We start from the raw sequence: 26,348 nt of genomic DNA on the forward strand, positions 1-26,348 counted from the left end.
GTCGAGGTGGCGGCGGTCAACGGGCCGGATGCGGTGGTGGTGTCGGGGGAGGGGGTGGGGGTCGCGGCGGTCGCCGAGGTGTGGCGCGGTCGTGGGCGGCGGGTGAAGGGGTTGGAGGTGAGTCACGCGTTCCATTCGGCGCGGATGGATCCGGTGCTGGAGGAACTGGGCGAGGTGGCGGCGGGGTTGTCGTTCGGTGAGCCGTCGATCCCGGTGGTGTCCACGGTGGCCGGGAGTCCGGTGGAGGACATGGGGGAGCCGGGCTATTGGGTGCGGCAGGTGCGGGAGCCGGTGCGGTTCGCGGACGCCTTGGACTGGCTGGCGGGCCGGGGTGTGACGGGGCTGGTGGAGGTGGGTCCGCATCCAGTGCTGGTGGCCAACGGGCTGATGCGTCGTGGTGGTGATGCTCCGGAGCGGTTGTTCGCGGCGCTGGGGCGGTTGTGGGCGGACGGCGCCGTCGACTGGAGGCCGCCCGCGACCACGATCACGGGGGCGCCGGACGTGCGCGTGCCGTCGTACGCCTTCCAGCACCAGCACTACTGGCTCCACCCCACCACCCCGTCGGAGGGCCCCGACACACCCGACCACCCGCTGCTGCGCTCCCTGGTGAAGCTCCCCGACGGGCAGGGCGTGGTGCTGACCGGGAAGCTCTCCGCGTCCGTCCACCCGTGGCTCGCCGAGCACACCGTGCTCGGTTCCACGCTGCTGCCCGCGACGGCGTTCGTGGACATGGCCGTCCACGCCGGCGAGCACACAGCCAGCCCCGTCCTGTCCGAGCTGGTCCTGGAGGCGCCGCTCGTGCTGTCCGAGCGCGACGGCGTGCACGTGCAGGTCACCGTCGGCGCGCCCGACGACACCGGACGCCGTCCCGTCACCGTCCACTCCCGCACCTCCGCCGAGCCCGACGAGTGGACCCGCCACGCGACCGGCGTGCTCGCTCCCCGGCCGACGTCCGGGGCCGGGCCGACGGCCGTGTCCGGGGCGGACGACAGCGGGGCCGCGCCGATCGACATCGGCTCGCTCTACGACCGGCTCGCCGAAGCCGGCTACGACTACGGGCCGACCTTCCAGGGGCTCACCGGCGTCCGGCGGCACGGCGAGGACCTGCACGCCGAGGTGAGCTTCCCGGCGGACCCCGCGCAGCTCACCGGCTACCGCGTCCACCCCGCGCTCCTGGACGCCGCCATCCAGCCCCTCACCCTGTTCGCCGGCCCCGCGGCCGAGGACGGCGGCGCCGACGGCAGCCCGGCGAGGCTGCCCTTCTCGTTCTCCGGTGTGTCGGTCACCGGGTCGGCCGCGACGGTCCGGGTGGTGCTGCACCCGACCGGGCCGGACAGCTGCGCGGTGCGGATCACCGACACCGCCGGGACGCCGGTCGCGAGCATCGACGAGATCGTCCTGCGGCCCGTCGAGGCGGCGGGTCACGGGGCCGGGCGGCGGCCGAACACGCTGTTCGCCGTCGACTGGACCCCGATGGCGGCAGCGGACGGCCCGGACACCGAGACGGTCCTCCACGAGGTCGCCGGCGAGGGCGAACCGGTCGCGGCCGCCCACACGGTGACCCGGGAACTGCTCGGCAGGGTCCGGGAGTTCCTGGCCGCCGACACGCCTGCCCGGCTCGTGGTCCTCACCGGCGACGACCTGGCCTCGGCCGCCGCCCGCGGCTTCCTGCGCAGCGCGCACAGCGAGAATCCCGGGCGGATCCTGACCGTCCGGCACGACGGCACGGCCGCGTCACGGCGGGCGATCCCGGCCGCGGTGCGCGCCGCCGTGAGCGACGGTGAGCCCGAGATCCGGTTGCGCGGCGGAACCGCCCTCGTGCCGCGGCTGGTGAGGATCGCCCCGGCCGCCGTTACCGCCCCGGCCGGGCCCCTGGACGGTGCGCCCCTGGACGGCACCGTGCTGATCACCGGCGGCACCGGCACCCTCGGCGTCCTGGTCGCCCGGCACCTGGTCGCGCGGCACGGCGCCCCGCACGTGGTGCTCGCCGGCCGCCGCGGCGTCGAGCCGCCCGGGCTCCGGCAGGAGCTGGGCGCCGCCCTCACCGTGGTCGCCTGCGACGCCGGTGACCGCGGGGCACTGAGGGAGCTCGTCGCCTCGATCCCCGACCTGCGGGTCGTCGTGCACGCCGCCGGGGTCGTCGACGACGCCGTGGTGGGATCGATGACACCGGAGCAGATCGACACGGTGCTCCGTTCGAAGGCCGATGCCGCGTGGCACCTGCACGAGGCCACCGAGCACCTGGACCTGCGGGCGTTCGTGCTGTTCTCCTCGGCGTCCGGGGTGTTCGGCGCCCCCGGGCAGGCCAACTACGCCGCCGCGAACGCGTTCCTCGACGCGCTCGCCGAGCACCGGCACGCGCGCGGTCTGCCGGCCGCCTCCCTGGCCTGGGGCCAGTGGGCCGAGTCCAGCGGCATCACCGGGAACCTGACCGAGGCCGGCCACCGCCGGCTGGCGAGGACCGGGATGCTGCCGCTGCCCACCGAGCAGGCCCTCGCCCTGTTCGACACCGCTCTGTTCGACACCGCCCTGGCCGGCGAACGCCCGGCGCTGGTGCCGGTCCGCCTCGACCCCGCGGCGATCGACACCCCGCCCCCGCTGCTGCGCGGACTCGCCCGGCCGCGGCGCGCGCCGGCCCCGGTGACCGGCCCCGCCGACCTGCGGGCCGGGCTCGAAGCCCTGCCCGAGCCCGAGCAGCGCGCCCTGCTGTTCGACCTGGTCGTCACGCACAGCGCGAGCATCCTCGGGATGGCCCCCGGCGGGATCGCCGACCCGGGTCAGCTGTTCCGCGACCACGGCGTCGACTCGCTGACCGCCATCGAGCTGCGCAACCGGCTCAACGCGGCCACCGGGCTCCGGCTCCCGGCGACTCTCGTCTTCGACTTCCCGACGCCCGAACAGCTCGTCAACCACCTCTACGGGCAGCTGTGCTCGCCGGAGAACCGGGTCGCCGGGCCGATGGAGCGCCTGCTGCGCAAGGCCGTCGACGTCGGCCGCGCGCAGGACGGCCTCGACCTGCTGGCCACGGCGTCCCGGCTGAGCCCGGCCACCGACGCGCCCAAGGCCGAACCGGTCGCCCTCGCGGCCGGTTTCCTCCAACCGCCGCTGGTCTGCCTGCCGTCCGCGCTGGCGTCCGGCGGCATCGAGGAGTACGGGCGGTTCGCCGCGGCGCTGGAGGCCGCCCGCGACGTCACGGCGGTCACCCTGCCGGGCTTCTCCGGCGACCCGCTGCCCGCGGACGCCGACGTCCTGGTCCAGGCACTCGCCGAGGCCGCGTCGGCCGTCGCCGCGCCGGTGCTGGTCGGCCGTTCGGTGGGCGCGTGGCTGGCGCTGGCGACCGCCGGGGAACTGGAACGGCGGGGGGCCCGGCCCAGCGCCGTGGTGCTCGTCGACGGCTACCCCGACGACCTGCCGGATGTGCTCACCGGCATGCTCGACGCCGGCCACCAGGTCCGGCCGGTCGACGACGACCGGCTGATGGCCATGGGCCGCTACCTCGATCTGGCCGGCGCCCCGGAGCCCGTCACCGCGCCGGTACTGCTGGTGGGCACCGGGAAGCGCTCGTGGCCCCGGCTGTCCACCACCGTTCAGGAGGTGCTCACCGTCCCGGGCGACCACTTCACCGTCCTGGAGGAGCACTCCGCGGCCACGGCGCTGGCCATCAGCACCTGGCTCCTCGACTTCAGCGGATACGGGGCCGGGTTGTCCGCACTCAGGGGAAGGGATTCTGCATGATCTGGGACAACGTCTACATCGGCGGAACGGGGAGATATCTGCCGCCCCGCACGCCCGCGACGCAGGCCGTGCCGGACACCGACACCATGCGGCGGCTGCTCGCGCTGTCGGACTTCGTGTCGTTCACCCGCTCCGACGACGTCACCGAGCACGCGATGGCCGTGCACGCGGCGATCGCGGCCCTGCGCGAGTCCGGCCTCAGCGGTGCCGACATCTCCATGGCCGCCTACGCCCAGATGGACCACCAGGACCACATGGCGTCCTCCTGCCACCTGCAGCGCGTGCTCGGCCTCGGCCACGCCCTGGTCTACGAGGTCGAGGCGACCAGCAACGGCGGCTCGGCCGCGCTGCAGTCCGCCGCCGCGCATCTGGTGGCCGACCCGGCCGCGACCGCGACCCTGGTCACGGCCACCTCCCGGTTCCTGCCGCCGCGGTGGGAACGCTGGCAGCCCACCATCGGGATCTTCCTGGCCGACGGCGCGGTCGCGGCCGTGCTCAACCGCGAGGGCGGCCGGGCGCGGCTGGTCGCGACCGCCAACAGCTCCGCGACCCAGATGGAGGTCCTCGCCACCCCGACGATCCCCGACCCCGAGGGCCACCGCAACCGTACGCCGATCGAGGTCACCGGCCTGGCGCCGTACCTGACGCTGATGAGCGGGGCACTGGTCACCGCGGTCGAGCAGGCCGCCAAGGAGGGCGGCGTCGGCATCGCCGACATCACCAGGTTCGTCGTCACCGGTCTGGGCCTGGCCCAACTGGAGGTCGTCGTGCTGGAGCCGCTCGGCATCGACCTGGCCCGCACCACCTGGCCGATGCTGCGCGAGCTCGGCCACGTCGGGCCGTGCGACCAACTGCTCGGCATGGATCACCTGCTGCACGACGAGACCCTCAAGCCCGGCGACACCATCATGTCGATCGGTCTCGGCATGGGCTCGCGGTTCACCGCGTCCCTGCTGGAGGTCACCGAGCAGCCCAAGCCCCGTACGGCCACCACCTTCACCGCGCCGGTGCGCGTGCAGGCCCCGCCCGCCGACGCGTACGTCATCGACCCCTCGGGCGGCGACATCTTCGGCGAGGCCGCCGCCCTGCGCGAGCGCGGCCCGGCCACGCCCGTCGAACTGCCCGGCGGCGTGTCGGCCTGGGCCGTCACCGGTCACGACCTGACGAGGAGGCTGCTGCTCGACCCGAGGGTCTCCAAGGACGCGAACAAGCACTGGCCCATGTGGCGCGACGGCGACATCCCGCCGGACTGGCCGCTGATCATGTGGGTCGCGATGCAGAACATGTTCACCGCCTACGGGACCGACCACACCAGGCTGCGCAGCCTGGTGGCCAAGGCGTTCACCCCGCGCCGCATCGAAGCGACGCGGCCGCGCGTCGAGGAGATCACGGCCGGCCTGATCGCCGACCTGGCCGCGGTGCCGCCCGGACAGCCGGTCGACCTGCGCGCACGGTTCGCGTTCCCGCTGCCGATCCAGGTCATCACCGGACTGTTCGGGGTGAGCACGCAGACCGGCGAGGACCTGCGGCGGCTGGTGGACGCGGTGTTCAGCCTCGACGCGGACCCGGCGGGCGTGCAGGCCGCCTCCGGCGAGCTGTACATGCTGCTCAAGGAGCTCGTGGCCGCCAAACGGCGCGACCCCGGCGACGACATGACCAGCGACCTGATCGCCGCGCAGGAGGCGGACGGCACCCGACTGTCCGAGCGGGAACTGCTGGACACCCTGCTGCTGACCATCTCCGCCGGCTTCGAGACGACGGTCAACCTGCTCGACCACGCCGTCCACGCACTGGCCACGCACCCCTCCCAGCTCGCCCTGGTCCGCTCCGGGGCCGGCACGTGGGAGGACGTCGTGGACGAGACCCTGCGCTGGCAGGCGCCGGTGCCGAACCTGCCGCTGCGCTACGCCGTGGAGGACATCTCGGTGGACGGCGTGCGGATCCGCAAGGGCGAGGCGATCCTGCTGTCCTACGGCGCGGCCGGCCGCGACCCGGCGCAGCACGGGGACGACGCCGAGGACTTCTCCGTCACCCGGCCGTCGCGGGCCGACCACCTCACCTTCGGGCACGGCGTGCACTTCTGCCTCGGCAGCCCCCTGGCGAAGCTGGAGGCGACGACGGCGCTGTCCGCGCTGTTCTCCCGGTTCCCCCGGCTGCGGCTGGCCGTCCCGTCGTCCGAACTGGAGCCGCTGGGCTCCTTCTTCACCAACGGGCACAAGACCCTTCCGGTGATCCTGGAGGAGGGCTGATGGCCCACTTCGCCTTCGTGAGCGCGCCCGCGTCCGGGCACGTGAACCCGACCCTGCCGCTGGTGGAGGAGCTGGTCCGGCGCGGTCACCGGGTCAGCTACGCCACGGGACCGGCCACCATGGACGCCGCCGTCGCCGCCGGGGCGTCGCCGGTGACCCTGCCCTCGCAGCTGCCGCCCGACATGGCGGCACGGGGCGACTTCACGGCGGAACAGCTCGCCGTGACGATGGAGTACTACCTCGACGACGCGCGTGCCTCCTTCCCCGTCCTGGCCGGGCACTTCTCGGCCGACCCGCCGGGCGCGGTGTGCTACGACTCGGTGACCTTCACCGGGCGGATGCTGGCGAACCTGCTCGGGGTCCGGGAGATCTCCCTGGTGCCGACCTTCGCGGAGAACGAGTCCTTCTCGGCGGCGCAGGTGTACCTGCCGGCCGACTTCGACCACACCGACCCCCGGCTGGTGGCGGCGATCCAGGACATGGGGAAGTTCGCGCAGGGCCACACCTTCCTCGACGACCCGAACCTGATGTTCGGCCACGTGGCCCCGACGAGCCTGGTGTTCATCCCCCGCGAGTTCCAGATGTCGGGGGACACCTTCGACGAGCGCTTCCACTTCGTCGGGCCGTCGCTGAGCAGCCGGCGGACCGCCGAGCAGTGGAGCCCCCGGTCGCCGGCCCCGGTACTGCTGATCTCGCTGGGAACCGTCTTCAACGACCGGCCCGAGTTCTACCGGACCTGCATCGAGGCGTTCGGGGACAGCGACTGGCAGGTCGTCATGGCGGTGGGCGGGCTGGACCCGGAGTCGCTGGGCCCGGTCCCGGCGAACGTCGACGTGCGCGCGCACGTGCCGCAGGTGGCGGTGCTGCGCCACGCCGAGGTGTTCCTGAGCCACGCCGGGATGAACTCGGTGATGGAGTCGCTCTACCACGGGGTGCCCTTCGTGGCGGTGCCGCAGATCCCGGAACAGCGGGCGATCGCCCGGCGGGCGGAGGAGCTGCGGGTCGGCAGGACGCTCGCCGAGCCGACCGTGCGGGCCCTGCGCGACGCCGTCCAGGACGTCCGGTCCTGCCGCCCCCGGGCGGCCGCCCTGAGCCGGATCGTGCGCGGGGCGGGCGGCGCGTCCAAGGCGGCGGACGTCCTGGAGGAACTGCTGACGCGGTAGCGACCGGGCTCCACCGGGCGGCCCGCCCCTTCGGCGCGCCGCCCGGTGGAGCCCGTTCCCGCGCGGTCTCGTACGGCGTCTTTCAGGTCTGATCGCGCGAGCAGGACAGCGGTGCGAGGCCTGCGGCGGTGAACACGTAGCTGACCGATCGCTTGTCCGGGCCCGGACAGGAGACGACGACGGCGTTCCCGTGGCTGCTGGTCCCGCCGTACCGCGGTGTGATCTGCGTGTAGGCGCGTCCGCGCAGGTCGGCGGCCCAGGTCGCGGTGGAGTCGGTCCAGGTCGTGGCAAGGACGCTGGAGACCAGCCAACGGCCGTCGAAGTCCGCCAGGCCGAGGCCACCCTGGGCGGAGCCGGCGGTGTGGATCGTGGTGCGCTGGCGGCCCTGGTCGCGCAGCCAGACCAGGGTCGCACGGCCGTCGCGCCGGCTGAAGGCGACATAGGGGAACCCGCCCGCCTCCTCGTTCAGCTGCTTGTTCATCGCGTCCACGCCGGTGCCGCCGTTGTTCGGCGTGATGCCGATCCAGCTGGCGAAGGTCCCCTGGTCGTGGTTCCAGGTCCCGCGCATGCCCAGGGCCATCACCAGCGTGGCGGGCCCGCAGTACCGGCCGCAACCGTGGTCGCCACCCCTTGAGCGGATGCCGGCCGGTCGACCGACGGAAGGCCGTTCGAAGTCGACACCGGCCTGGAGCCGTTCGAGATCATCGGGATCGAAGTGCCCAAAGTGCGACGCCTGTCCTCCTCCTGGACGGGCTGCTCCCGTGCGGTGGCCGTCTGCCACGGCGACATCGAGCCAACAGGGAACGGACCTGGCCATGAGTCGGGAACTCCTCGAACCGTTCAGGTGCGATGTGTCAGGATCGTGTCACGCTGAGTCGCGGAACCGCGGGCTCGGGCCTGGTCGACGGAGGTGGCATGCCGGTCGAAGTGGTCTTCTTCAATGTCGGGCAAGGCGACTGCACACTCTTGTGGTTCTACGACCGGGCGGCTCCGGGCGTCGGCACGCACGCGATCCTGGTGGACTGTGGCACCGCCGGCCCCGTCCCACCCTGGCGGCCGGCCGCGGCGGCGACCGGTGACGCCAAGCAGCGCGTGATCGCGCACCTGCGCGAGAGGCTCGACCACTACCTGAGCCGTCTGCGCGATCCCTACACGCTGGACTGGCTGGTGGTGACGCACCCGGACCAGGACCACTTCAACCTCCTGCAGGACGTCCTGGTGGACGGTCGTGACCCGGCGCGGCTGAAGTACACGATCCGCAATGTCGCCTACTCGCTCCGGCCCGCCGACTACCGTGAGGGCGGCGGCGACTTCATGGTGCGGCTGTTCACCGACTGGACGGCCTTCACCGGTGCGGCCGGGCAGCGGGTGCTCAACGAGCCGAAGCTGGTGACGATGCCGGCCGACCCTGTGCCGCTGCTGGGAACAGGGCCGGGTGCGGACCTCCTCATGCTCGGCGGCGTCGTCGGGCCGACCATCCACTCGCGCGGCGCCCAGCGGCGACCCGGCGACGTCGCCAAGTTCGCGGCGGGCGAGAAGGAGCGGATCGCCAACATGTGCAGCCTGGTGACGGTCCTGACGGGTGAGCCGGACGCGTTGGGCAGGCGCCAGAAGGTCCTGCTGATGGCGGATGCCGAGGTGATCAACGAGCAGTACCTGATGGGACTCGCGGGGCCGTTGTGCACCCGTGAGAGCCACCTGTGGCTGAAGCTCGGACACCACGGGAGCAAGCACTCCACCAGCGACGAGTGGCTCGCACACACGACCCCGGACGGGCTCTTCATCAGCACCGGGCTGAACGCGTTCGGCGGCGGGGTGGCGACGTGCGACGCCGAGAACCTGGCGGGCCGGGTCCTGGTCCGGTGGGAAGGGGTCCGCGCCGCCCACGGCATCCCCGCCCCCGCCGTGCGTGCGGGGCTGACCTGGGGCTTCGGCTTCCAGGACAACACGGATGCCCCGCCCTGGCCCTTCGTCCACACGCCGACGACCGACGGCGTGTTCAGCTCGCTCGCCCTGGAGCCGGGCACCGCCGGCTGGCGGGGCGTCGACTGGCACCTGCGACTCGACCACACCGCCCCGGGAAGCTACGACATCTGGTACGAGTAGGAGCCGGTCATGCCCTTGCTGGTCTCGACCCTGCGCACGGTTCTGCGCGAGGCCCAGAACCTCTCCCGGCTCCAGGTCGCCCCCGACTTCCTGGAGCTCGATCCCGCCCTGGAGTTGTTCAAGCAGTACCTGGCGAACAGCCTGCTGGATGTGCGCGATGCGACCGTCGATGTCGACGCCCTGCACGTCGAGGGCGCCGTGACCCTCGTCGGGCAGCAGGCCTCGCCGGGCAGCGTGCTGTTCCTGACGGACGAGGACCAGCGGCACGTGGTGGGCCTCCGCGTCGATGTCGTCCTGCTCCAGGACGGCGCCGACTTGCCTGAGGAATTGCGCACAATCCCGGCCGCGCTGGAGCGGCTGCGGCTGGGCCCGCTGCACCTGGTCCTCGGGATCGAGCCCGGCGGGGACACCGGCTCGCGCCCGCGCGTCGGCCTCGGCGCCGAGGTGCTGTTCCCCACGCCGGAGGCCGCCCCCAGGCCGTACCTCTGGGGCTACCCTCCGCTGTGGACCGGGCAGCCGTGGCAGGTCGGCTCGGAATTCGCCGAGGTGCCGATCCCCGACCTGGACAGCCTGCGGGCCCTCGCCGGCCTGCCGGCGGGCTCCCTGAATCTGCCTCCCGACATCGCCGGGTCCGCCCGGCTGGTGCTGACAGCCCTCGGCATCACCTTCGCCCCGAACCGGCCAGGCCGCGCGGTGGGCGCCGACTGGCTCACGCTGTGGATGCGGGTGGAGCTCGACGAGCCCTGGACGCCGCTACCGGGAATCGAACTCGAAGGCCTGCACGCGGAGTTCACGATCGCGGACCCGTTCGGCAAGCCGCGCCAGGCGATCATACTGGGCGGGCGGGTCACCCTCGCCGACGACATCGCCGTCGACGTCGGCGTCGCACTTCCGGACCGTGCGCTCAGCGGCACCCTCGCCCGCCCGGCCCCGGTCGGCGCACTGCTCCAGCAGCGCTTCCCCGGCGTCCCGGTGCCGCAGGACCTGGAGATCACCGAACTCACGCTTCGGGCGGAGCCGGCCGAGGGCGACCGGCGTGGCTACGGGCTGGACCTCACACTGGCCAACGTCTGGCAGTTCACCGAGGGCGTCGCGCTGACCGGAATCGCGCTCACCGTCGCGGACTACGGCGCCACCGAGGCGTCCCTGACCGCGACCTGGCAGCTCGCGGACGGCACGCTCGACGTCACCGGCACCTGGGCGCAGCGGACGGGCTGGGCCTTCCGCGCCCGCGCGGAGAACCTGCAGCCCGCCCGGGTGATGGCCGCGCTCGGCATCACCCCGCCGGACGTGCTCGACGACCTCGTCATCGAGCAGCTCGCCGTGGCCTTCGACAGCAGCGGCCGTTTCGCCTTCGACTGCGACGCCACCGTGCAGCTCGGTGACCTGGACGCGACCCTCCGGCTCACCGTGACCGCCGACCGGAGCACGGGGGAGACGGGAGTCGGCGGGCTGCTGCGGCTCACCGTTCCGCTGGCCGGCGGCGACATCCGGGTCCTGGACTTCACCCTCCAGTACGCCTCGGGTGCGGGAGGCCGGGTGTTCACCGGGACCTGGACCGGCACACCGGGCGTCTCGGCCGAGGAGCTGGCCCGCGCTCTGGGCCTCGACCTGCCCGGACTTCCCGAGATCCTGCGTCCGGAGCTGGACGCGCTGGCGGTGCGGTACGACAAGACGAGCGGTCAGGTGCTGCTGGCGGCGGCGACCGAGCGAACGGGCTGGGTCTACGCCAGCCGTCCCGGTGCCGGCCCAGGTGCCCCCCGGGTCAACGCGGCGGCGGTGCGGGCCCGGCTCGGGGCGCGCGCCTCGGATCTGCCACTGATCGGCGAGGCGATACCGCCCGGTGCGGACCTTGTCGTCGACGGCATCGCGTTCACCTCGGCGCCGGCCGGATGGACGCCGGCGCACGCGGCCGAGCTCAACGTCGCGTTGGACCGGATCGATTCCGCGGTGGAGCGCCGGCTGCCGCGCTTCGCCACCGGGACGGCGGCCGGGCCCGGTATCGCCGTCCAGGTCGAGCTGAGCATCGGCGGGGTGCGGCAGGACCCGCTGGTCCTGCCGGTCACGACAGGGCCCGGCGGCACGCTCGTGGCCGCCTCCCGAGGCCCGATCACTGTGCGCGCGGCGTCGGACGAGAGCTGGTCCCGCGATCTCGACCTGACGCTCGGGGCGGTTCGGATCTCGCGGATCGGCGCCGGCCTCGCGGACGGGCGGATCTTCGTCGCGCTGGACGCGGTGTTGTCGGTGGGCCCGGTCCGGCTGGTCCTGATGGGTCTGGGGCTCGGCGTCGACGGGGAGTTGAGCGTCTCGCCGCGGTTGCGCGGGGCGGGTGTCGAGCTGGACAAGCCGCCGTTGCGGATCAGCGGGACGGTGGAGCGCCGGACCGGTTCGGAGGTCGCCCCCGGGCTGAAGGAGCAGTTCGTCGGGCTCGCTTCGATCGAGACCGGGTTCTTCGCCCTGAACGCCGCCGGGTCGTACGCCAAGGCCGTGGACGGCTGGTCGTCGATGTTCCTGTTCGGAGAGGTCTCCGGTGGCGAGCAGGGGCTGTTCGGGCCGCCGCCGTTCCGGGTGATCGCCGTTTCGCTCGGCTTCGGTGTCAACAGCACGGTCCGCACACCGAGGATCGACGAGGTCGGCCGGTTCCCGCTGGTGAACCGGTTGGACGGCGGCGGCAGCGGTGACACCCCGGAGCAGGTGCTGGAGAAGCTCGCCGGCCCCGGCGGCTGGATCACACCGCGCGAGGGGCAGTACTGGGGCGCGGGCGGGATCGAGTTCAGCTCGTTCGAGTTCGTCCGCTCCCGCGCGCTGCTGCTGGTCGAGGGCGGCCGGTCGTGGAAGGTGCTGCTGATCGGCCGCACCACCATCGACCTGCCGCGCAGCAAGGCCGTCAAGAGGCCGATCGCCCGGGTCGTCATCGACCTGGCCATCGGCTACCACCAGGACCAGGGCCTGTTCTCGATGGACGCGGTCATCGCGCCCGGCTCGTACGTCATCGACCCGGCGGCCGAACTCACCGGTGGCCTGTCCCTGTACATCTGGGGCCAGGACCGCACCGCGGCCGGGGGCGGCAAGGGCTTCGTGTTCACCCTGGGCGGCTACCACCCCCGTTTCAATCGGCCAGGCTACTACCCCAACCCGCCGCGGGTGGGCTGGCGCTGGGCGATCGGCCCGGTGGCGATCCGCGGCCAGGTGTACGCGGCGCTCACCGACGGCGCGTTCATGGCCGGCGGCGAGCTGGCCGCGAACTACGACAAGGGACACGGCATCCAGCTACAGGCGTGGTTCACGGCCTGGCTGGACGCGCTGGTGCAGTGGAAGCCGTTCTACTTCGACCTGTCGATGGGCCTGAGCATCGGGGTCGCGGCCACCGTCAAGGTGCTGTTCATCCGCGTGCGGGTCTCCCTGTCGGTCGGGGTGTCGCTGGACCTGTGGGGGCCGCCGATCGGTGGCCGGGCCAGGATCAAGGTCTGGTTCATCGGCTTCACCGTCGAGTTCGGCACCGGCCGGGACGGCGTTCCGGCGATCGACTGGGGGGAGTTCAGCGTCCAACTGCCCGCCCCGCTGTCGATCGCCCCGCTGCGCGGGCTGCTGGTCGACGTCGACCCCGAGGAGGCCGCGAGCCGGTCCGCGGCGGGGGAGCCGCTGCTGGTCTCCAGGGACGGATTCGCCGTCCGTACCGAGGCCGCCGTCCCCGCCAGCCTCGTCATCTTCAACGGCAAGCCCTTCGCGGGAGCCGAGGACGACACCATCGACATCCGGCCGATGGGGACCAAGGGGCAGGGCGTGGTCTCCGAACACCACGTCACCCTGAAGAGGTTCGACACCACCTGGACCCCGCCCGACTGGAAGATCGCCGTCTACCGGCAGGACATGCCCAAGGCGATGTGGGGTGCGCCGCTGGGCAAACCCAGCGACGTGCTGGACGGTGACGGACTGCTCACCGGCTGCCTGGCCGGCGTCACCTTCGAGGTCCCCGAGCCCGAACTGGCCCCGGCGGTCGGCTGGGTCGACGCCGACGCGCTGGAGTCCGACGGGCTGCCGGACGCGCCGATCCCGCTACTGGGAACGGCGCCGGAGGGGCCGCCGTCCGTCCCGGACGACGAAGGCGAGGGCAGCATCGGCGCCATCGTCGACCCGGCCACCGGCATCGCCGCGCAGACCACCGCCGCCCGCCGCACCTCGGTGCACGCCGCCCTGGCCGGCCTCGGCCTCGCCCCCGGCACCGACGGCCCCCTGACCCGCTACGCGGACCTCGCGAAGACCGCGTTCACCACCGCGCCCATGACCACCACAGCCGAGAGGTGAACCGACGTTGAGCGGCACCGAAGACCTCCGCGTCGCCTTCCACGACTACCGTCGCCCACTCGCCCCCGCCGGCGTCTACACGCTCACGGCGGAGCACCGCCTGACCAAGGACGGCAACCGGGTCGATGTGAACCCGGCCATCCCCGCCACCACGCAGCGGTTCGAGATCCGCGCGGTCCGGTTCGTCCTGGACCCCTCGTCCGTGCACGCCCACTACCCGGCCGAGGGCGCCGCCGGCGACTTCAGCCGCACCCTCCCGCACATCACGCTGGACCGCTCCATCCTGCCCTGGGAGCGGCTGCTGAAGGCCCGCGCGGTGCCCGAGCAGGCCCCGTGGTTGGCGCTGATGGTGTTCCAAGCGGGTGAACTGCCCGACGATCCCGAGGGCTTGGGCCAGACCACCACCCGCACCGTCGCCGAGTTGCGCAGCCCCGGCGACGGCATCCTCGGCCCGGACCTCAGCGATGAGGGAATCACCCCGGGCATAGCGGCCAGCCGCTGCCAGAGCATCGACGTCCCGGCCGCACTGTTCACCGCACTGGTACCGCGTGAAGAGGAACTGGGCTACCTCGCCCACGTCCGCGATGTCTCCACCCGACCGCAACGGCGCGACGACGGCGAGATCCTCACCGAGGGCCAGTACGCCGTCCTGGCCGCCAATCGGTTCCCCCGGCAGCCCGGCACCTACACCGCGCACCTGGTCTCCCTGGAGGGCTTCAACGGCAGGCTCGACCCTGGCCAACTGGGCGGGAACATCAGGTCCGTGCGGCTGTGCGTGCTGCACTCCTGGTCGTTCACCAGCGACCCGGCCGGCACCCGCGACCCGGCGGCCCTGCTGAGCAACCTCGTCGCACCCGCCCGCGCCGACCGGGAGAACCTGGTGTTGCGCCTGCGTCCGAGCGCGGGCGTGGCGGCCCGCTCCACCGCGGACGCCGAGCAATACGCCCGACGCCGCCTGCACCTGGGCTACACCCCGCTGCCCTACCGGCTGCTGTCGGGGGAGACCACCTACGGCTGGTACCGCGGGCCGTTCGTCCCCGTGATCGCCGCCGAGACCCGCGACTTCGCCCGCGACACCCCGAAGACCACCGCCGACCACGCGCTGATCTACGAGCCGGAGCACGGCCTGTTCGACGTCTCCTACGCCGCCGCCTGGACGCTGGGCCGCACCCTGGCGCTGAGCGACCCCGACTACAGCGAGGAGATCACCCGCGCACGGCGCGAACTGGCCAACACCGCGGCGACGATGATGGCCCTGGCCGCCGCCGGCCCGGCGCTCGCCGCCGCCGATCCCGCCGACCTGGACGGGCGGACCCTGCGGGAGGTGGCCACTCCGGGCTTCGCCTCGAACCTCCTCGATGCGCTCGCCCGGCCCCTCGCCCCGCACGACAGCGCTCCGGCCTCGGCGCGCCGCGGCCGCCGTACCCGCCTCACCCGGCAGAGCGCCCACGCCGTCCTCGCGGCCGGGCCCCGGGCAGCCGCCTTGCACGCCACCGCCGAGCGGCACACCCGCACCCTGCCCGGCTGGCTGGACGAACTGACCCTGCTACGCCGGGTGCCGTTCAACTACCTGGTGCCCAACCCCGCGATGCTCCCCCCGGAGTCGATCCGGCTGTTCCGCATCGACGAGAACTGGATCGAGGCACTGCTCGCCGGAGCCCGCGACGTCGGCGTCCACACCTCCCTGGACGCACTCGTCGACACCGCGCTCACCGCTGCCGTCGACAGCCGCCGCACCCGCATCCGCACCTGGGCGACCGGCCGGGCCGGGCTGCTGATCCGCTCCGAACTCGTCCAAGCCTGGCCGGTGTTCGACATCCTCGCCGGGGCCGCCGGAGCGAAGGTCGCCGAACTGCGCCGAGACCATCTCGCCCCCGACACACTGCTGGTGCTCCTGGACGCGCTGCCCGACGAGGTCGTCATCCGCGAGCCCGGACAGGGCATCCACTTCGGCGTCGACGGCAACGACGCGGCCGGGGACAACAGCGTCATCAACCTGCGCCGGCACCGGCCCGGACCCGACCTCGGACACCCGCTGCGCCGCGACTACCCCGCCGAGGGGGGCCTGCTCACCCGCCATCTGCGCCTGCCCAGCGGGGAGGACGATCCGCACGTCCTGGCCCTGCGCGGTGAGCGGGGCCTGGTGCCCGCCCTCGCCGCCGCCCTCGACCCCGCCCTGGGCGACCTCGCGCCCGGCGAGTTCGCCCTGCAGCTCGTCAACGCCCCCGTCGAGCAACGCCTGACCCTCGACGCCGAGCCCGGCCAGGAGAGCGCCCGATGACCGACACCGATCTGATCGTCCCCGTCGAGGTCCACGCGCTGCTGGCCACCCGCGACGTGGCCGAGTTCGACGACTTCCGACGCTGGACCCCGAAATACCCGTGGACGTTCTCCAAGGACTTCCGCATCAACGCCGAACCGCCCATCCGGGCCTCCGAGGGCAATCCGGGCGAGGGCATCCACGTGCAGTGGCAGCTGCCCGAAGCCCTGACCACCGGGGCGATCGACTCCGCCACCGGGGTGAGCACCTTCCCACTGGTGCCCAACCGCTGGCTCGTGGTGCGCTACGCCCACGTCCGGGGTGCGCTGAAGGCCGCCGGGTTCCTGGTCCACAGCGACTACCTGGAGAAGGCCGACGGCGGGCCCGTCGAGTCGGCCTTCACCCCGTTCGTCGACCCGGCCTCCCCCAGGGAGAAGCCCCGCGCCGACTACATCGGCCGCGTCCACCCGCTCAGCGACGGCCCCTGGCGGGAGCCGACCGCCCGGCCGCTGTTCCTCACCGCGATCGGCAGCGGACTGCCCGCCTTCGCCGCCTTCGCGCCCTACCACGAGAACGTCTTCCTCTTCCACGACACCCTCGCCGACCTCAAGGCCAACGACAACTACCCGCCGCCGTGCACCGTCAGCTACTGCGTGACCGGCTGGTACAGCAGGGACGACGCCGACATCCTCACCACCGCACGCGAGATCGAAGGCCTGCTGCCCCCCGACGCCGATCCCGACAACCCGGCCGACGTGCTGCGGGCCCTGGGCTGGGCCGCCCCCGACGGCATGCCGAACACGATCACCCGCACCCGCTACGTCGGCACCGCCCTCGGCATCCCGTGGAACCGCGAGGGCGGGCACCCCGAATCGGACCGGCCCGCCAGGGCGGACGTCAAGGTCGCGATCGGGCACAGCACCGCCGACGCCGTCGCAGCCCTCGCCGCCCACCAGACCGGCGACACCGACCTCGCCGACCAGGTCCGCGCCCTGTTCCACGGCAACCCCGACGAACTCGACGGTCCCGACGGGCAGGTCTCCCTGGATGAGATCACCCGCCGGTCCTGGTTCAGCGGCCACGACGGCGGCGCCACCTGGAAGGTCGTCAACCGGCCCGGCGAACAGGCCGACGCCCAGCCCCCGCCTCCCGAGCAGCCGGACTGGATCGCGGCCCTCAACCGCGACCAGGACGCCTACGACCAGGCCAGGCACCAGCTCGCCGCCGCACAGGGGCGGCTGTGGACGCTGTGGTGGCTGCGCCACCTGCCCGCCAACCGCCGCCCCCTCGACCACGACTTCGACGAGGCGGCCTGGGACCGGCAGATCCTGGCCGTCGGAACGCAGGTGACGCGGCTGGAGTCCGAGGCCGAGCGGCTGAGCGGCAAGGTCCCGCACGGTCTCACGCCCGAAGCCGTCCAGACCGCGATCGACCGCTACGCCCAGGCCCAGGGACTGCCCGACGAGTTGGAGCTGAAGCGCGCACCCCGGCAGAGCTACTACCGCCCCGCCGACCCCGTCCTCGCGCTGACCGGGGCGGGCACCTCGCAGCCGCTCGGCCGTGACGAGGACGACCCGCTGCCCTGCCGCCTGCCCTCCGCGCTGCTCACCCGCATGAAGATCAACAACGACTGGGCAAACGTTCCGGCCAACCCGCTGCTGCCCGCCAACACCCCCGAAGTCCCCGGCGTCATCCGGGCGGTGGTCGCCGAGTTCGCCCTGCTCGACCAGGCCGTACGCACCCCGGCTGCCGGTGGCACCGGCACCGCGCTGCACGCCGTCGTCGCCGACCCAGCCGCCTGCTCCCAGGGCCCGTGGCCCGAGTACACCGGGGTGTGGCGCCAGCCCTGGCTCCCGCTCTACCTCCAGTGGGAGGTCAAGCACTGCGCCACCCCCTATCGGAGTCGGAACGCCGCCCTCAACTGGGAGTTCGGCCTCGGCCGCGACGGTGACCCGGAACCCGACCGCTACCGCTACCGCTGGACGGGCACGGACGCGGCCCCCGGCGACGGCGACGGCGGGCGGCGCTGGACCGCCTTCGGCGGGCGCGCCTTCCTCACCCCCTCCACCCGCTTCGTGCTGCGCGAGCAGGCACGTCGGCTCGCCGGGCACGCACCGCCGCAGCTGGCCCGGCAACTGAGCGACATGCGCGAGGAGTTGGAGGGCATGGACGTGCTCTCCCAGGCCCTCGACGGCTTCCACGACTGGCTGATCCAGCAGGACGGCGCCGCCCAGGCCGTCACCGACCAGTCGATCCTGGGCCTGGCCGGCGAGACCAACCACGTCCCCGACGGCGCCGAAGGCCACGGCGAGCAGCGCTTCCAGCCCGTACGGGCGGGCCAGTTCCACTTCATCGAACTCGTCATCGTCGACCGCTTCGGACGCGTGTGCTCGCTGGTGCAGCCGACTGGCACCCAACCCATCCAGTTCCCACTGGTCCGCGCCGACAGCGTCGTGCCGGACCGCGACCTGTTCCCGGACCCGCCCGGCCCGCAGCGCTTCGTGCAGCTGCCGCCCCGGCTCGTCCAACCCGCCCGCGTCCGTCTGGACACGGTGCCCCTACGGACCGACCAGCCACCCGCGGAGGCCATCGGCGGCGTCGGCGCGGCGCAACTCCCCGGCGCCGAGGCGCCGGTGGCCGGCTGGCTGCTGGCCAACCACCTCGACCAGACCCTGCTGGTCTACGGCCCCGACGGCGAACCACTCGGCGAACTGCGCGTGGTGCGCGACGTGCGGAACGTCCGGACGACGGCCTGGAACGCGCTCCCGCACGCCCCCTACCGCCACCCGCAGGACGACGCCTTCGCCGCCGCCTACCCGCATGTCGCGGCGTTCGCCCGTGGCCTGCTCGCCCACGCGCCGGAAGCCTTCGACGCGCTGGCCGAGACGATCGACACCGCGCTCGATCACATCCTCGAACCCTCGCCCGACGAGGACCGCTCCCCGGTCCGGCTGATCGGCCGCCCCATCGCCCTCGTCCGAACCCGCCTCAACCTGGACCTGCTCGGCGAGCCACTGACCGACCCCAGCTGGAAGCGCGCGCTCATCCCGCCGGACCAGCCCTATCCCGACGAGCGGGATTACCCCGACTACCGGGACTACCCCGACTACCGCTGGACCGTGCGCCTCGGCGACCCCGACCGGCTCTCCGACGGCCTCATCGGCTACTTCGCGGCCGACGAGCACGACCAGGCGACCCGCTACCACCGCTTCCACGCCGTCGATCCGAACGGCCCGGCCAACACCTACGTCACGGCGATCGGCACCGGCGCCCACCTCACCCTGCCGGCCCGTCCCGCCGACCGCCCCGCCACCCACCACCTCACCCTGCTCGCCTGCCCGCACACCGCCGTCCACGCCACCACCGACATCCTCCCCGTCGCCGACGTCTCCGTGGACGCCGACACCGCCCACCGGGCGCTGGCCCGCATCCGAGCCTCCTTCCGCCTCAACCCGCTGCTCGCCCCCGACCGCTTCGGCCCGCCCACCGCCGCCGCCTCCGCCAAGGCCCGGGCCGGCCACCCGGCCGAGGCCATGGCGGACGGCGACCCGACCACGTCCTACGAGAGCGGCGAACCGCCGATCGTCGGCGACTGGGTCCAGCTCGACCTGCACACCGAACGCGGCGTGGACGCCGTCGACATCCTCCTCGGCCGCCAGGACGGCAGCGGCACCCCTGGGGCAACCGACCTGGAAGCCTCCACCGACGGCCAGCAGTGGACCCTCCTGCGCAGCTACACCCAGGCGACCGAGATCCACCACACTCCCGAAACACCGCTCATCGCCCGCTTCCTGCGGCTGCGGCACACCGGCCCCGCCGCCGGGCCCTGCGCCGTCCGCGAGTTCACCGTGCAGGCCGAACCGCCGGACAAGTCCCTCGTGATGCCCCGCCCCGCGGCCTGGCACGGCGACTGGACCTGGGCCGAACCGATCGCCGTGGACGGCACCGCCGCCGGCCTGCCGCTGCCCGACTGGGACGAGCACCTCATCCACCACGCCGACCACCTCTCCCACCCCGACGCGCCCCTGCCCGTCGCCCGCTCCGGCTACCTCCAGCTCCAACCGCCGGCCCCGGGACGGACCCGCTCCACCCCGGCCCCCGCTTCCCAGGCCCCGGAAGGAACCGCGTCGTGACCAGTCCCAACCCCGTCCTTCTCCTCCCGTACCGCCTGGAGCACACCCCGGCGACCGCCACACAGCCCGGGGAGGTCGCCCTCGACCGCGTCCGCCTCACCATCGGGGACGACCCGGAAGGCCGCACCGCCTGGCCGGTGCGGTGCGCACGGATCACCCTCGACCTCCCCACCGCCCACGGCGCAACCGTGCCGACGGGGGAGCCCGTCATCCTGCGCACCCGACTGGAACTCGAACGCGGTCCCGGCCGAGGCCGGCAGTGGCTGGTCGAAACCGCCACCACCGACCCGGCCACCACCCTCCTCACCCTCAACCCCGCCGAACCCGCCCGCTTCGACGGCACCTGGACCCTCACCCTCACCCTCGACATCAGCACCCCGCTCGGCACCCGGAGCCGCATCACCGAGGACACCGCAGCCGACGACAGCAGCCCGCAGCGCCGCACCGGCACCGCCGGCCTCACCGTCGTCTCGACCCTGCCCAACTGACAGCCTTCAGCGAGGAGTTCGAAAGCCGTGACCACCCCTGCCGCCGACATGTTGCTCCCGCCCGCCATGGTCGCGGACCCGAGCCCGCTGAACGTCTCCACCTTCGCCAAGCCGGAGTACGCCAAACTGACCTTCACCTACGGCAAGGGCGAGGCAACCCCCACCCGGCCCGTGCACTGCAAGTGGTTCAAGGTCCGTATTCCGACCGGTCGCCAGGCCTCCGCCCTGACCAGCGAACCGACCCTGATCCGCTACGAGTTGACCGTGCCCGCCGGCAAGCGGCAGTGGGCCGTGGAGCCCGACACGAAGGACCCCAACCAGGTCGTTTTCACCTGCTCGCCGCCGCCGGACGAGCCCGCCGCGTTCGACGGAACCTGGAGCGTCCAGCTGGAGCTGTGGGGCATCGAGGTCAACGGCGGCGCCGGCCCGGTCGACATCATCTGGGAGGAGTCCACCTCCACCACCGGCGCGAACGGCCAGTTCCAGGAACGCGCCGGCAAGGGCGGCGTCAGCAAGCGCGACGACTCGTTCTACCTGCACAGCTTCCGCCCGGCCTCCGTGGCCATCGCCCGCAACACCAAGGCCACCCTCCTCTGGGAAGGCACCCCCCACGCGGCGTACATCATGTACTACCGCAAGCCGGACGGCACCCAGGGATCCTCCACGGCCAAGGACGGCACCTGGACCTCCCCGGAGAACCTGGTCGACGACTCGAGCTTCACCCTCGAAGCCAGGATGGGCAACGAGGTCCGCTACCTGACCACCTACATCAAGGTGAACAACCCCGATATCACCGTCACCACCATCAGGTCGCCCGAGAACAACGCGCTCACCATCGAGAACATGCCGGACAAGGACCATGCCGATGACAAGGTGAAGCTCACCTTCGCCAACGGCGTTCTCTCCGTCACGAGCAACGGAACCTACAGCGGCGCCATCAGCACGATCAGTATCGCGGCCAGCGAGATCAACGGGCGCGGGGCCGGTGTGCTCGGCCTCAACGGCGCCGTCACGGTCAGTGGTGCACTCGCGGCAGGCGGCCTCATCACCGCCAATGAGGGCATCACCCTCGCCGAGAAGAAGACCATCAAAACCGACTACATCAACGCCAGGGTGGCCGCCGACGGAATCGTCGTGGGCGACAACCTGAGCATGTATCCGGGAAGGACCCTCGCGGCAGACACCCTCACCGCCAACGGCACCCTCACAGCCAAGGGCGACGTCGAGGCCACGGCTACGGACAAGAAGGTCCGAATCGCCAACCTGTACGGCCCCTACGGCGTTCCCCTGGAGATCCAAAGCCTTCTCAATGTGGCCGGAGGCCTCACCGCCAACTCCCTCATCACCGCCAACGAGGGAATTGCCATCGGCGCGAAGAAGACCATCAAGACCGACTACATCAATGCCAGGGTGGCTGCCGACGGAATCGTCGTGGGCGACAACCTGAGCATGTATCCGGGAATGACTTTCGCGGCAGACATCATGCGGATCCTCGGTACTCCATGGAAGATCTCGCAGGCCTTCGTGCCGCAGACGGACGGACTGGTCATCGGCTTCGGTAGCGGGCCCGAGGTCTTCGTCAACGGGGGAATGGGCGCGCCGACCACCATGTCAAGGGACACCAAGGACTCCATCGTGATCCCGGTCAAGGGAGGCACCGGAGTTTCGCTCAGCCGATACGACTCGGGGGCCTGGTACTACATTCCGTTCGGGGTGGTGCGATGAACGCTACGCCGTTCCGGAAGGCGCCGGCCGTCGAAGATGCGCCCCCAGGGGTGCGGGCAAGGACGCCGGCCGCGGCGGCCGGTCTCGGGGTTCGGGGTCCGTGGAAGCGCTGACGGCCGACTCCGGCGCGCCGCGCGGCAATTGTCGCGCCGGGCCGGGTTTCATCTGGCATGCCCCTGGCAAGAAATTCCAACCATGGGCCTGCCTCCACTCGTCGAGCATCCTGCTGTCGCTGTCTTCCGCGAACCCCGGGGCGGGCGGCCCGTTCCGGCGCTGGGCCCGTGGGTCGGCGCCGAGGCGCTGCGGACCGCGTGTGTGCTGGCCGGCATGGTGACCCATGCCAGGCCGACCGAGCGCAGCACCGCGCTGCGGCAAGCCACCGCGAGGGCGGGCGAGTTGGTGGCCGCGCTGTCGGCCCTCGGCCCGGCCTTGGCCGGTGAGGACGTACCGGCGGAGTCGACCAGCCAGTCGTACTTCCGGGTCCGTGAGGTGGAACTGTCCGACCAGCAGGCCGCCCTGCACGGTGCCCTGGTCGTTCACCGGGGTCTGGAGGACCTCTGTGAGGCTCCGTTGTCGGGTGCCGACCTGGCGCTGGAGGTAGCCGGGATGCGGCAGGCGGTGCTCGACCTCACCGGTGCGGTCGCGGGCGCCGTCCCCGAGCCCGCCCTGCCGGCGGCCGTCCCCGATCCCGGTGCGGGGCCGTCGTCGTTGGAGAGCACGTGGAGCGCACGCTGGCTCATCGGGCACCAGGTGCACGTCCTGTTCAACGTCTGTGCCGCGGTCGCCGTGGCCGACGCCACCCGCCACTTGCGGAACGGAGACGCCACCGCCGCATTGGAACGGCTGGCGGACGCGACGGTGTACGTGCGCGGCTTCCCGGCGGCCATGAACCACGCCAGTGCGATCCCGGCCGACCACTACATGGCGGAGATCCGCCGGACCATGGCGCCGCCGTCCACGGACATCCCGCTCAGCGGGCGCCAGCACCGGGGCTACAAGCTCTTCCGGGCCGCGATGAAGGACCTCCTGGCGGTCCTACCCGAGCCCTACGACCAACTGGCCTCCCGATCTGAGGAGTTGGCCGAGGCTCGGGGTGCTCTGCTGGAAGCCGACATCGTGGACGCCGAACGGCACATCACACTCGCGTACTCGATGGTGCACCTACGCCGCTCCATCGCCCAGCGGCCCGAAGGCCCCGACAACGCCGTCGCCGAACTGCGGCTCATGCGTCATCGCCGCGCAGCCCAATACGCCCCCCTGATCCGTTTCGGGGACCACTACATCGCCGACGCCGTCGCCGGCCTGCGCCACTCGTGAGTCCGCGCGCCCACCGTTCGCACTCCCGGCAGGAGACCTGATGCCCGGCACCACGCACAACACCGCCGTCGCCGCCGACTGGCAGCTCGATCCGGCCGATGCCGGCGCCTGCGAGAAGCTGGCCCGCACCCTGTGCAACGGAGGGCACGACCAGGTGGACAGCTCCGCGTGGTTGACCCGGGCCCGGGACGCCTGGGACGAGCTCCCGCTGCCACTGCGCCGCGCGGTGCGCCGGTTCCGCAGGCACTCCGGCCCGCGTGGCACCCTGGTGATCGGCGGCCTGCCCGTCGACCAGGCAGGCCTGCCCCCGACTCCGGCCGTACCCGGGTCGGTCCAGCGCCGGGTCACCATCCCGGCCGCGCTGCTCACCATGGTCGCCTGCGGGCTCGGCGAGCCGCTCGCCTACCTGGCCGAGAAGTCCGGCGCCCTCGTCCAGGACGTCGTGCCCGTGCCCGGGCAGGAGACCTTCCACGGCAACGCCGGATCGGTCCCGCTGTCCTTCCACACCGAGAACGGCTTCCACCCCCACCCGCCCGACTACGTGGTCTTCCTCTGCCTGCGCGCCGACCACGACCGGACCGCGGGCATGCGGGTCGCCGGCATCCGCCAAGCGCTGCCGCTCCTCACCCCGGCCGGCCGCGAGGCCCTGTTCGCACCGGAGTTCCTCACCACCCCGCCGCCCTCCTTCGGCCCCGGCACCGCGAGCGGCGCCGAAGCCGAACCCAGGCCGGTGCTGTCGGGCGCGCCCGAGGACCCCGACATCCGCATGGCCCAACTCGTCACGACCCCGCTCACCCCGCGGGCCGCCGCCGCCCTGGCCGAGTTCGGCCGTGCCTGCGAGGCGACCGCCCGCACGCTGTGCCTGACCCCCGGCGACCTGGTCGTCCTCGACAACCGCGTCACCGTCCACGGCCGCACCGCCTTCCGGCCCCGCTACGACGGGGCGGACCGCTGGCTGCAGCGTACCTACGCCACCACCGACCTGCGCCGTTCCCGCGACCACCGCCCCGACGACGGCCACGTCCTCGCGTCCTGACACCGCTGCCGAGCGGACTCCGTGACCGGCGGTGCGACCGGGCGGCGCCCTCGGTCACGGATCGGCGCCCACGGAGTCGACGCGCCGGCGGGCGGGGGCGGGCGAAGGCCGCCGGGGTGGCCGGGGAGGCGACCTCGCCGAAGGGTCCGTCCGTTCGTGCCCGCCGGTTGCTTCAGCAGCCGCTCACCGAGGCCGGGGCCGCAGGCACGGGTCGGGGGCCGAGTGCCTGGGTGCGGTCGTCTACTCCTTGTGGAGCAGCAGGCACCCCCGTCCTGTGGACGTGGAGGGCTCGGACGTCGAGGCGGGTCTTCGGCCGGTGATGATCCGGGTGCCCGCTCTGTCGGCGTCCCGCCCCGTCGTGGCGCAGGACCCCGCCCCTTCCCGGAAGGCGCCCGCCCCGTGCTCCTGGTCATCGTCGTCGCCGCCGTCGCCCTGATCGTGGGGCTCGCCGCCAACCGCTACCTGCGGCCCCGGCTGATCACCGCGAACGACGACGAGGGCATGGCCGTGAAGGACCTGGTCGGCCCGCTGCTCACACTCACCGTGCTGCTGCTCGCCTTCGTCCTGGTCACCGCCAACGGCTCCTACGGCAAGGCCGAGGTCTCCTCCCGAGGCGAGGCCCGCGCCCTCGACCAGCTCGTCGAGACCGCCGAGTACGCGCCCGCGCCGCAGCGCGCCCGCATCCAGGGCGACGCCGTCTGCTACGCCCGCGCGGTGCGCGAGCAGGAGTGGCCCGCCATGGCCGACGGCAACGGCTCACCCGCGCCGAGCGTCTGGTCGACGGAGTTCCGGCAGATCTTCGCGGAACTCCAGGGCCAGCCCGTCTTCGGCATGCTGGTCGCCGCCGACAACAAGCGCTCCGACGAGCGGGACGAGCGCCTCACCCAGGCCTCCGCCAGCATCCCGGGCGCCATCCTCTGGTTCCTGCTCGCCACCCTGGTCATCACCGTCGTCGCCCTCGCGATCTGCCTGCCGCGCCGCAACAACCGCGGCCAGGTCATCACCCTCGTCGTGATCACCGCCCTGCTCACCACCACCCTGGTCCTCATCCGGGACGTCGACCGCCCGTTCGGCGGCATCATCAACGTCCAGCCCACCGCCATCACCGCGGTCGAGCAGCAGGCCGACCGCGACTTCCACACCAACGACCCCACCGGCCAGCTCCCCTGCGACGACCAGGGAAGCCGCCGCCCCGCCTGAGCCTTCTCCGCTCGTGACAGGATGGAAGGCTTCCGTGCGAACGGAGAGCCGGTGCCGAGAACCACCGCACAGTCCACCACGACCCCGGTCGCACGGCCGATGGCCGGACACCGCTGCGGCCGGGGTACGAGACGGGGCCGCCGAGCGGGCCGGACGCGGTCCGGGGAGCGCGGTGCCCGCATGAGCGGCCCGGCGCGGTATGCCGCTCGTCCTGCGCCGGCCTCGGCGGCTCAGCGGCAGCAGTCGCACCTCGGCCGGCACCCGCAGGCATCGGCGCTCGGGACCGACGTCAGGGCGGTGCCGGCCGTGGGCGCGCAGCAGCCCTTGCCCTGCCAGGCGTCGCGGCCTTCCTTGACGGCGATGGCGGCGATGACGAGGGCGGCGACGGCGCCGGCGGAGCCGAGTTCTCGGCCGGCCTTGCGCTGGGCGGCGGAGAGGAAGGGCATGACCGCCGGCGAGGGGGCGGCCAGAACGAGGCCGGGGAGGGAACGTCCGGCTTTGCCGGTGCCGGCCAGCGCCCGGATCGAGTCAGCGGTGACCTAGGTGTTCTGACCCGTGAGGTTGGGGACGCGGCTGGCGGGTGGCTTGCCTGCGAGTGCGGTGTGTCCGCGGTGGTGATTGTAGGTGTGGA

At 72.9% G+C, this 26,348-nt stretch carries 13 protein-coding genes and 1 pseudogene; 12 read left to right on the forward strand and 2 right to left on the reverse strand.

The features are described 5' to 3' along the window. Positions 1-6: 6 nt before the first annotated feature. The 3 genes from ACFVFS_RS35645 to ACFVFS_RS35655 are packed head-to-tail and all read left to right on the forward strand — an operon-like array spanning position 7 to position 7,147. Positions 7-3,735, forward strand: a complete 3,729-nt coding sequence (locus ACFVFS_RS35645; RefSeq protein ID WP_380629089.1) for an SDR family NAD(P)-dependent oxidoreductase — start codon at positions 7-9, stop codon at positions 3,733-3,735. After that, entirely contained in the window at positions 3,732-5,984 is a 2,253-nt protein-coding gene (locus tag ACFVFS_RS35650; RefSeq protein WP_380629072.1) for a cytochrome P450, read from the forward strand. Before ACFVFS_RS35645 ends, ACFVFS_RS35650 begins: the two co-directional genes overlap by 4 nt. Further along, positions 5,984-7,147: a macrolide family glycosyltransferase gene (locus ACFVFS_RS35655; protein WP_380629074.1), complete on the forward strand. Its 1,164-nt coding sequence runs from the start codon at positions 5,984-5,986 to the stop codon at positions 7,145-7,147. The genes ACFVFS_RS35650 and ACFVFS_RS35655 overlap by 1 nt, the downstream gene beginning before the upstream one ends. A gap of 82 nt (positions 7,148-7,229) precedes the next feature. Here the strand turns inward: ACFVFS_RS35655 and ACFVFS_RS35660 are convergent, their stop codons facing one another. After that, complete coding sequence (locus ACFVFS_RS35660) at positions 7,230-7,715, reverse strand: hypothetical protein (RefSeq protein ID WP_380629076.1); 486 nt, start codon at positions 7,713-7,715, stop codon at positions 7,230-7,232. A 347-nt stretch (positions 7,716-8,062) separates the two neighbouring features. On the opposite strand from ACFVFS_RS35660, the gene ACFVFS_RS35665 reads away from it, so the two are divergent. From ACFVFS_RS35665 to ACFVFS_RS35705, 9 genes are all read left to right on the forward strand, one after another. After that, positions 8,063-9,253, forward strand: a complete 1,191-nt coding sequence (locus ACFVFS_RS35665; RefSeq protein ID WP_380629078.1) for a ComEC/Rec2 family competence protein — start codon at positions 8,063-8,065, stop codon at positions 9,251-9,253. A gap of 9 nt (positions 9,254-9,262) precedes the next feature. Further along, a complete protein-coding gene (locus ACFVFS_RS35670; RefSeq protein ID WP_380629079.1) occupies positions 9,263-13,558 on the forward strand; it encodes a DUF6603 domain-containing protein in 4,296 nt (1,431 codons plus the stop codon). Between the two features lie 7 nt (positions 13,559-13,565). After that, the gene (locus ACFVFS_RS35675; RefSeq protein ID WP_380629080.1) at positions 13,566-15,839 is read left to right on the forward strand and encodes a hypothetical protein; all 2,274 of its coding nucleotides are present in this window, start codon (positions 13,566-13,568) and stop codon (positions 15,837-15,839) included. Continuing rightward, entirely contained in the window at positions 15,836-19,951 is a 4,116-nt protein-coding gene (locus ACFVFS_RS35680) for a discoidin domain-containing protein (RefSeq protein WP_380629081.1), read from the forward strand. The genes ACFVFS_RS35675 and ACFVFS_RS35680 overlap by 4 nt, the downstream gene beginning before the upstream one ends. After that, positions 19,948-20,439, forward strand: coding sequence for a hypothetical protein (locus ACFVFS_RS35685; RefSeq protein ID WP_380629082.1), 492 nt, complete (start codon positions 19,948-19,950; stop codon positions 20,437-20,439). The genes ACFVFS_RS35680 and ACFVFS_RS35685 overlap by 4 nt, the downstream gene beginning before the upstream one ends. Before the next feature lie 27 nt (positions 20,440-20,466). Then, positions 20,467-22,164 carry a hypothetical protein gene (locus ACFVFS_RS35690; RefSeq protein ID WP_380629083.1) on the forward strand — a complete coding sequence of 566 codons (1,698 nt, stop codon included), beginning with the start codon at positions 20,467-20,469 and terminating at the stop codon, positions 22,162-22,164. Positions 22,165-22,359: 195 nt separating this feature from the next. Then, complete coding sequence (locus ACFVFS_RS35695; RefSeq protein ID WP_380629084.1) at positions 22,360-23,481, forward strand: hypothetical protein; 1,122 nt, start codon at positions 22,360-22,362, stop codon at positions 23,479-23,481. A gap of 40 nt (positions 23,482-23,521) precedes the next feature. After that, positions 23,522-24,517, forward strand: a complete 996-nt coding sequence (locus ACFVFS_RS35700) for a TauD/TfdA family dioxygenase (protein ID WP_380629086.1) — start codon at positions 23,522-23,524, stop codon at positions 24,515-24,517. 399 nt (positions 24,518-24,916) lie between these two features. Then, positions 24,917-25,717 carry a hypothetical protein gene (locus ACFVFS_RS35705; RefSeq protein WP_380629087.1) on the forward strand — a complete coding sequence of 267 codons (801 nt, stop codon included), beginning with the start codon at positions 24,917-24,919 and terminating at the stop codon, positions 25,715-25,717. A gap of 230 nt (positions 25,718-25,947) precedes the next feature. Here the strand turns inward: ACFVFS_RS35705 and ACFVFS_RS35710 are convergent. Continuing rightward, a pseudogene (locus ACFVFS_RS35710) lies at positions 25,948-26,256 on the reverse strand (cation transporter); the annotation flags it as partial. Positions 26,257-26,348 lie beyond the last annotated feature (92 nt).

Source organism: Kitasatospora sp. NPDC057692 (assembly GCF_042799475.1).
Classification (GTDB): domain Bacteria; phylum Actinomycetota; class Actinomycetes; order Streptomycetales; family Streptomycetaceae; genus Kitasatospora.

Bases quoted from the DNA above. Each gene is read 5' to 3' on its own strand.
- ACFVFS_RS35660 (WP_380629076.1), bottom strand. From the start codon at position 7,715: ATGCGCGGGACCTGGAACCACGACCAGGGGACCTTCGCCAGCTGGATC.
- ACFVFS_RS35670 (WP_380629079.1), top strand. From the start codon at position 9,263: ATGCCCTTGCTGGTCTCGACCCTGCGCACGGTTCTGCGCGAGGCCCAG.
- ACFVFS_RS35700 (WP_380629086.1), top strand. From the start codon at position 23,522: ATGCCCGGCACCACGCACAACACCGCCGTCGCCGCCGACTGGCAGCTC.
- ACFVFS_RS35695 (WP_380629084.1), top strand. From the start codon at position 22,360: ATGGGCCTGCCTCCACTCGTCGAGCATCCTGCTGTCGCTGTCTTCCGC.
- ACFVFS_RS35655 (WP_380629074.1), top strand. From the start codon at position 5,984: ATGGCCCACTTCGCCTTCGTGAGCGCGCCCGCGTCCGGGCACGTGAAC.
- ACFVFS_RS35680 (WP_380629081.1), top strand. From the start codon at position 15,836: ATGACCGACACCGATCTGATCGTCCCCGTCGAGGTCCACGCGCTGCTG.
- ACFVFS_RS35665 (WP_380629078.1), top strand. From the start codon at position 8,063: ATGCCGGTCGAAGTGGTCTTCTTCAATGTCGGGCAAGGCGACTGCACA.
- ACFVFS_RS35650 (WP_380629072.1), top strand. From the start codon at position 3,732: ATGATCTGGGACAACGTCTACATCGGCGGAACGGGGAGATATCTGCCG.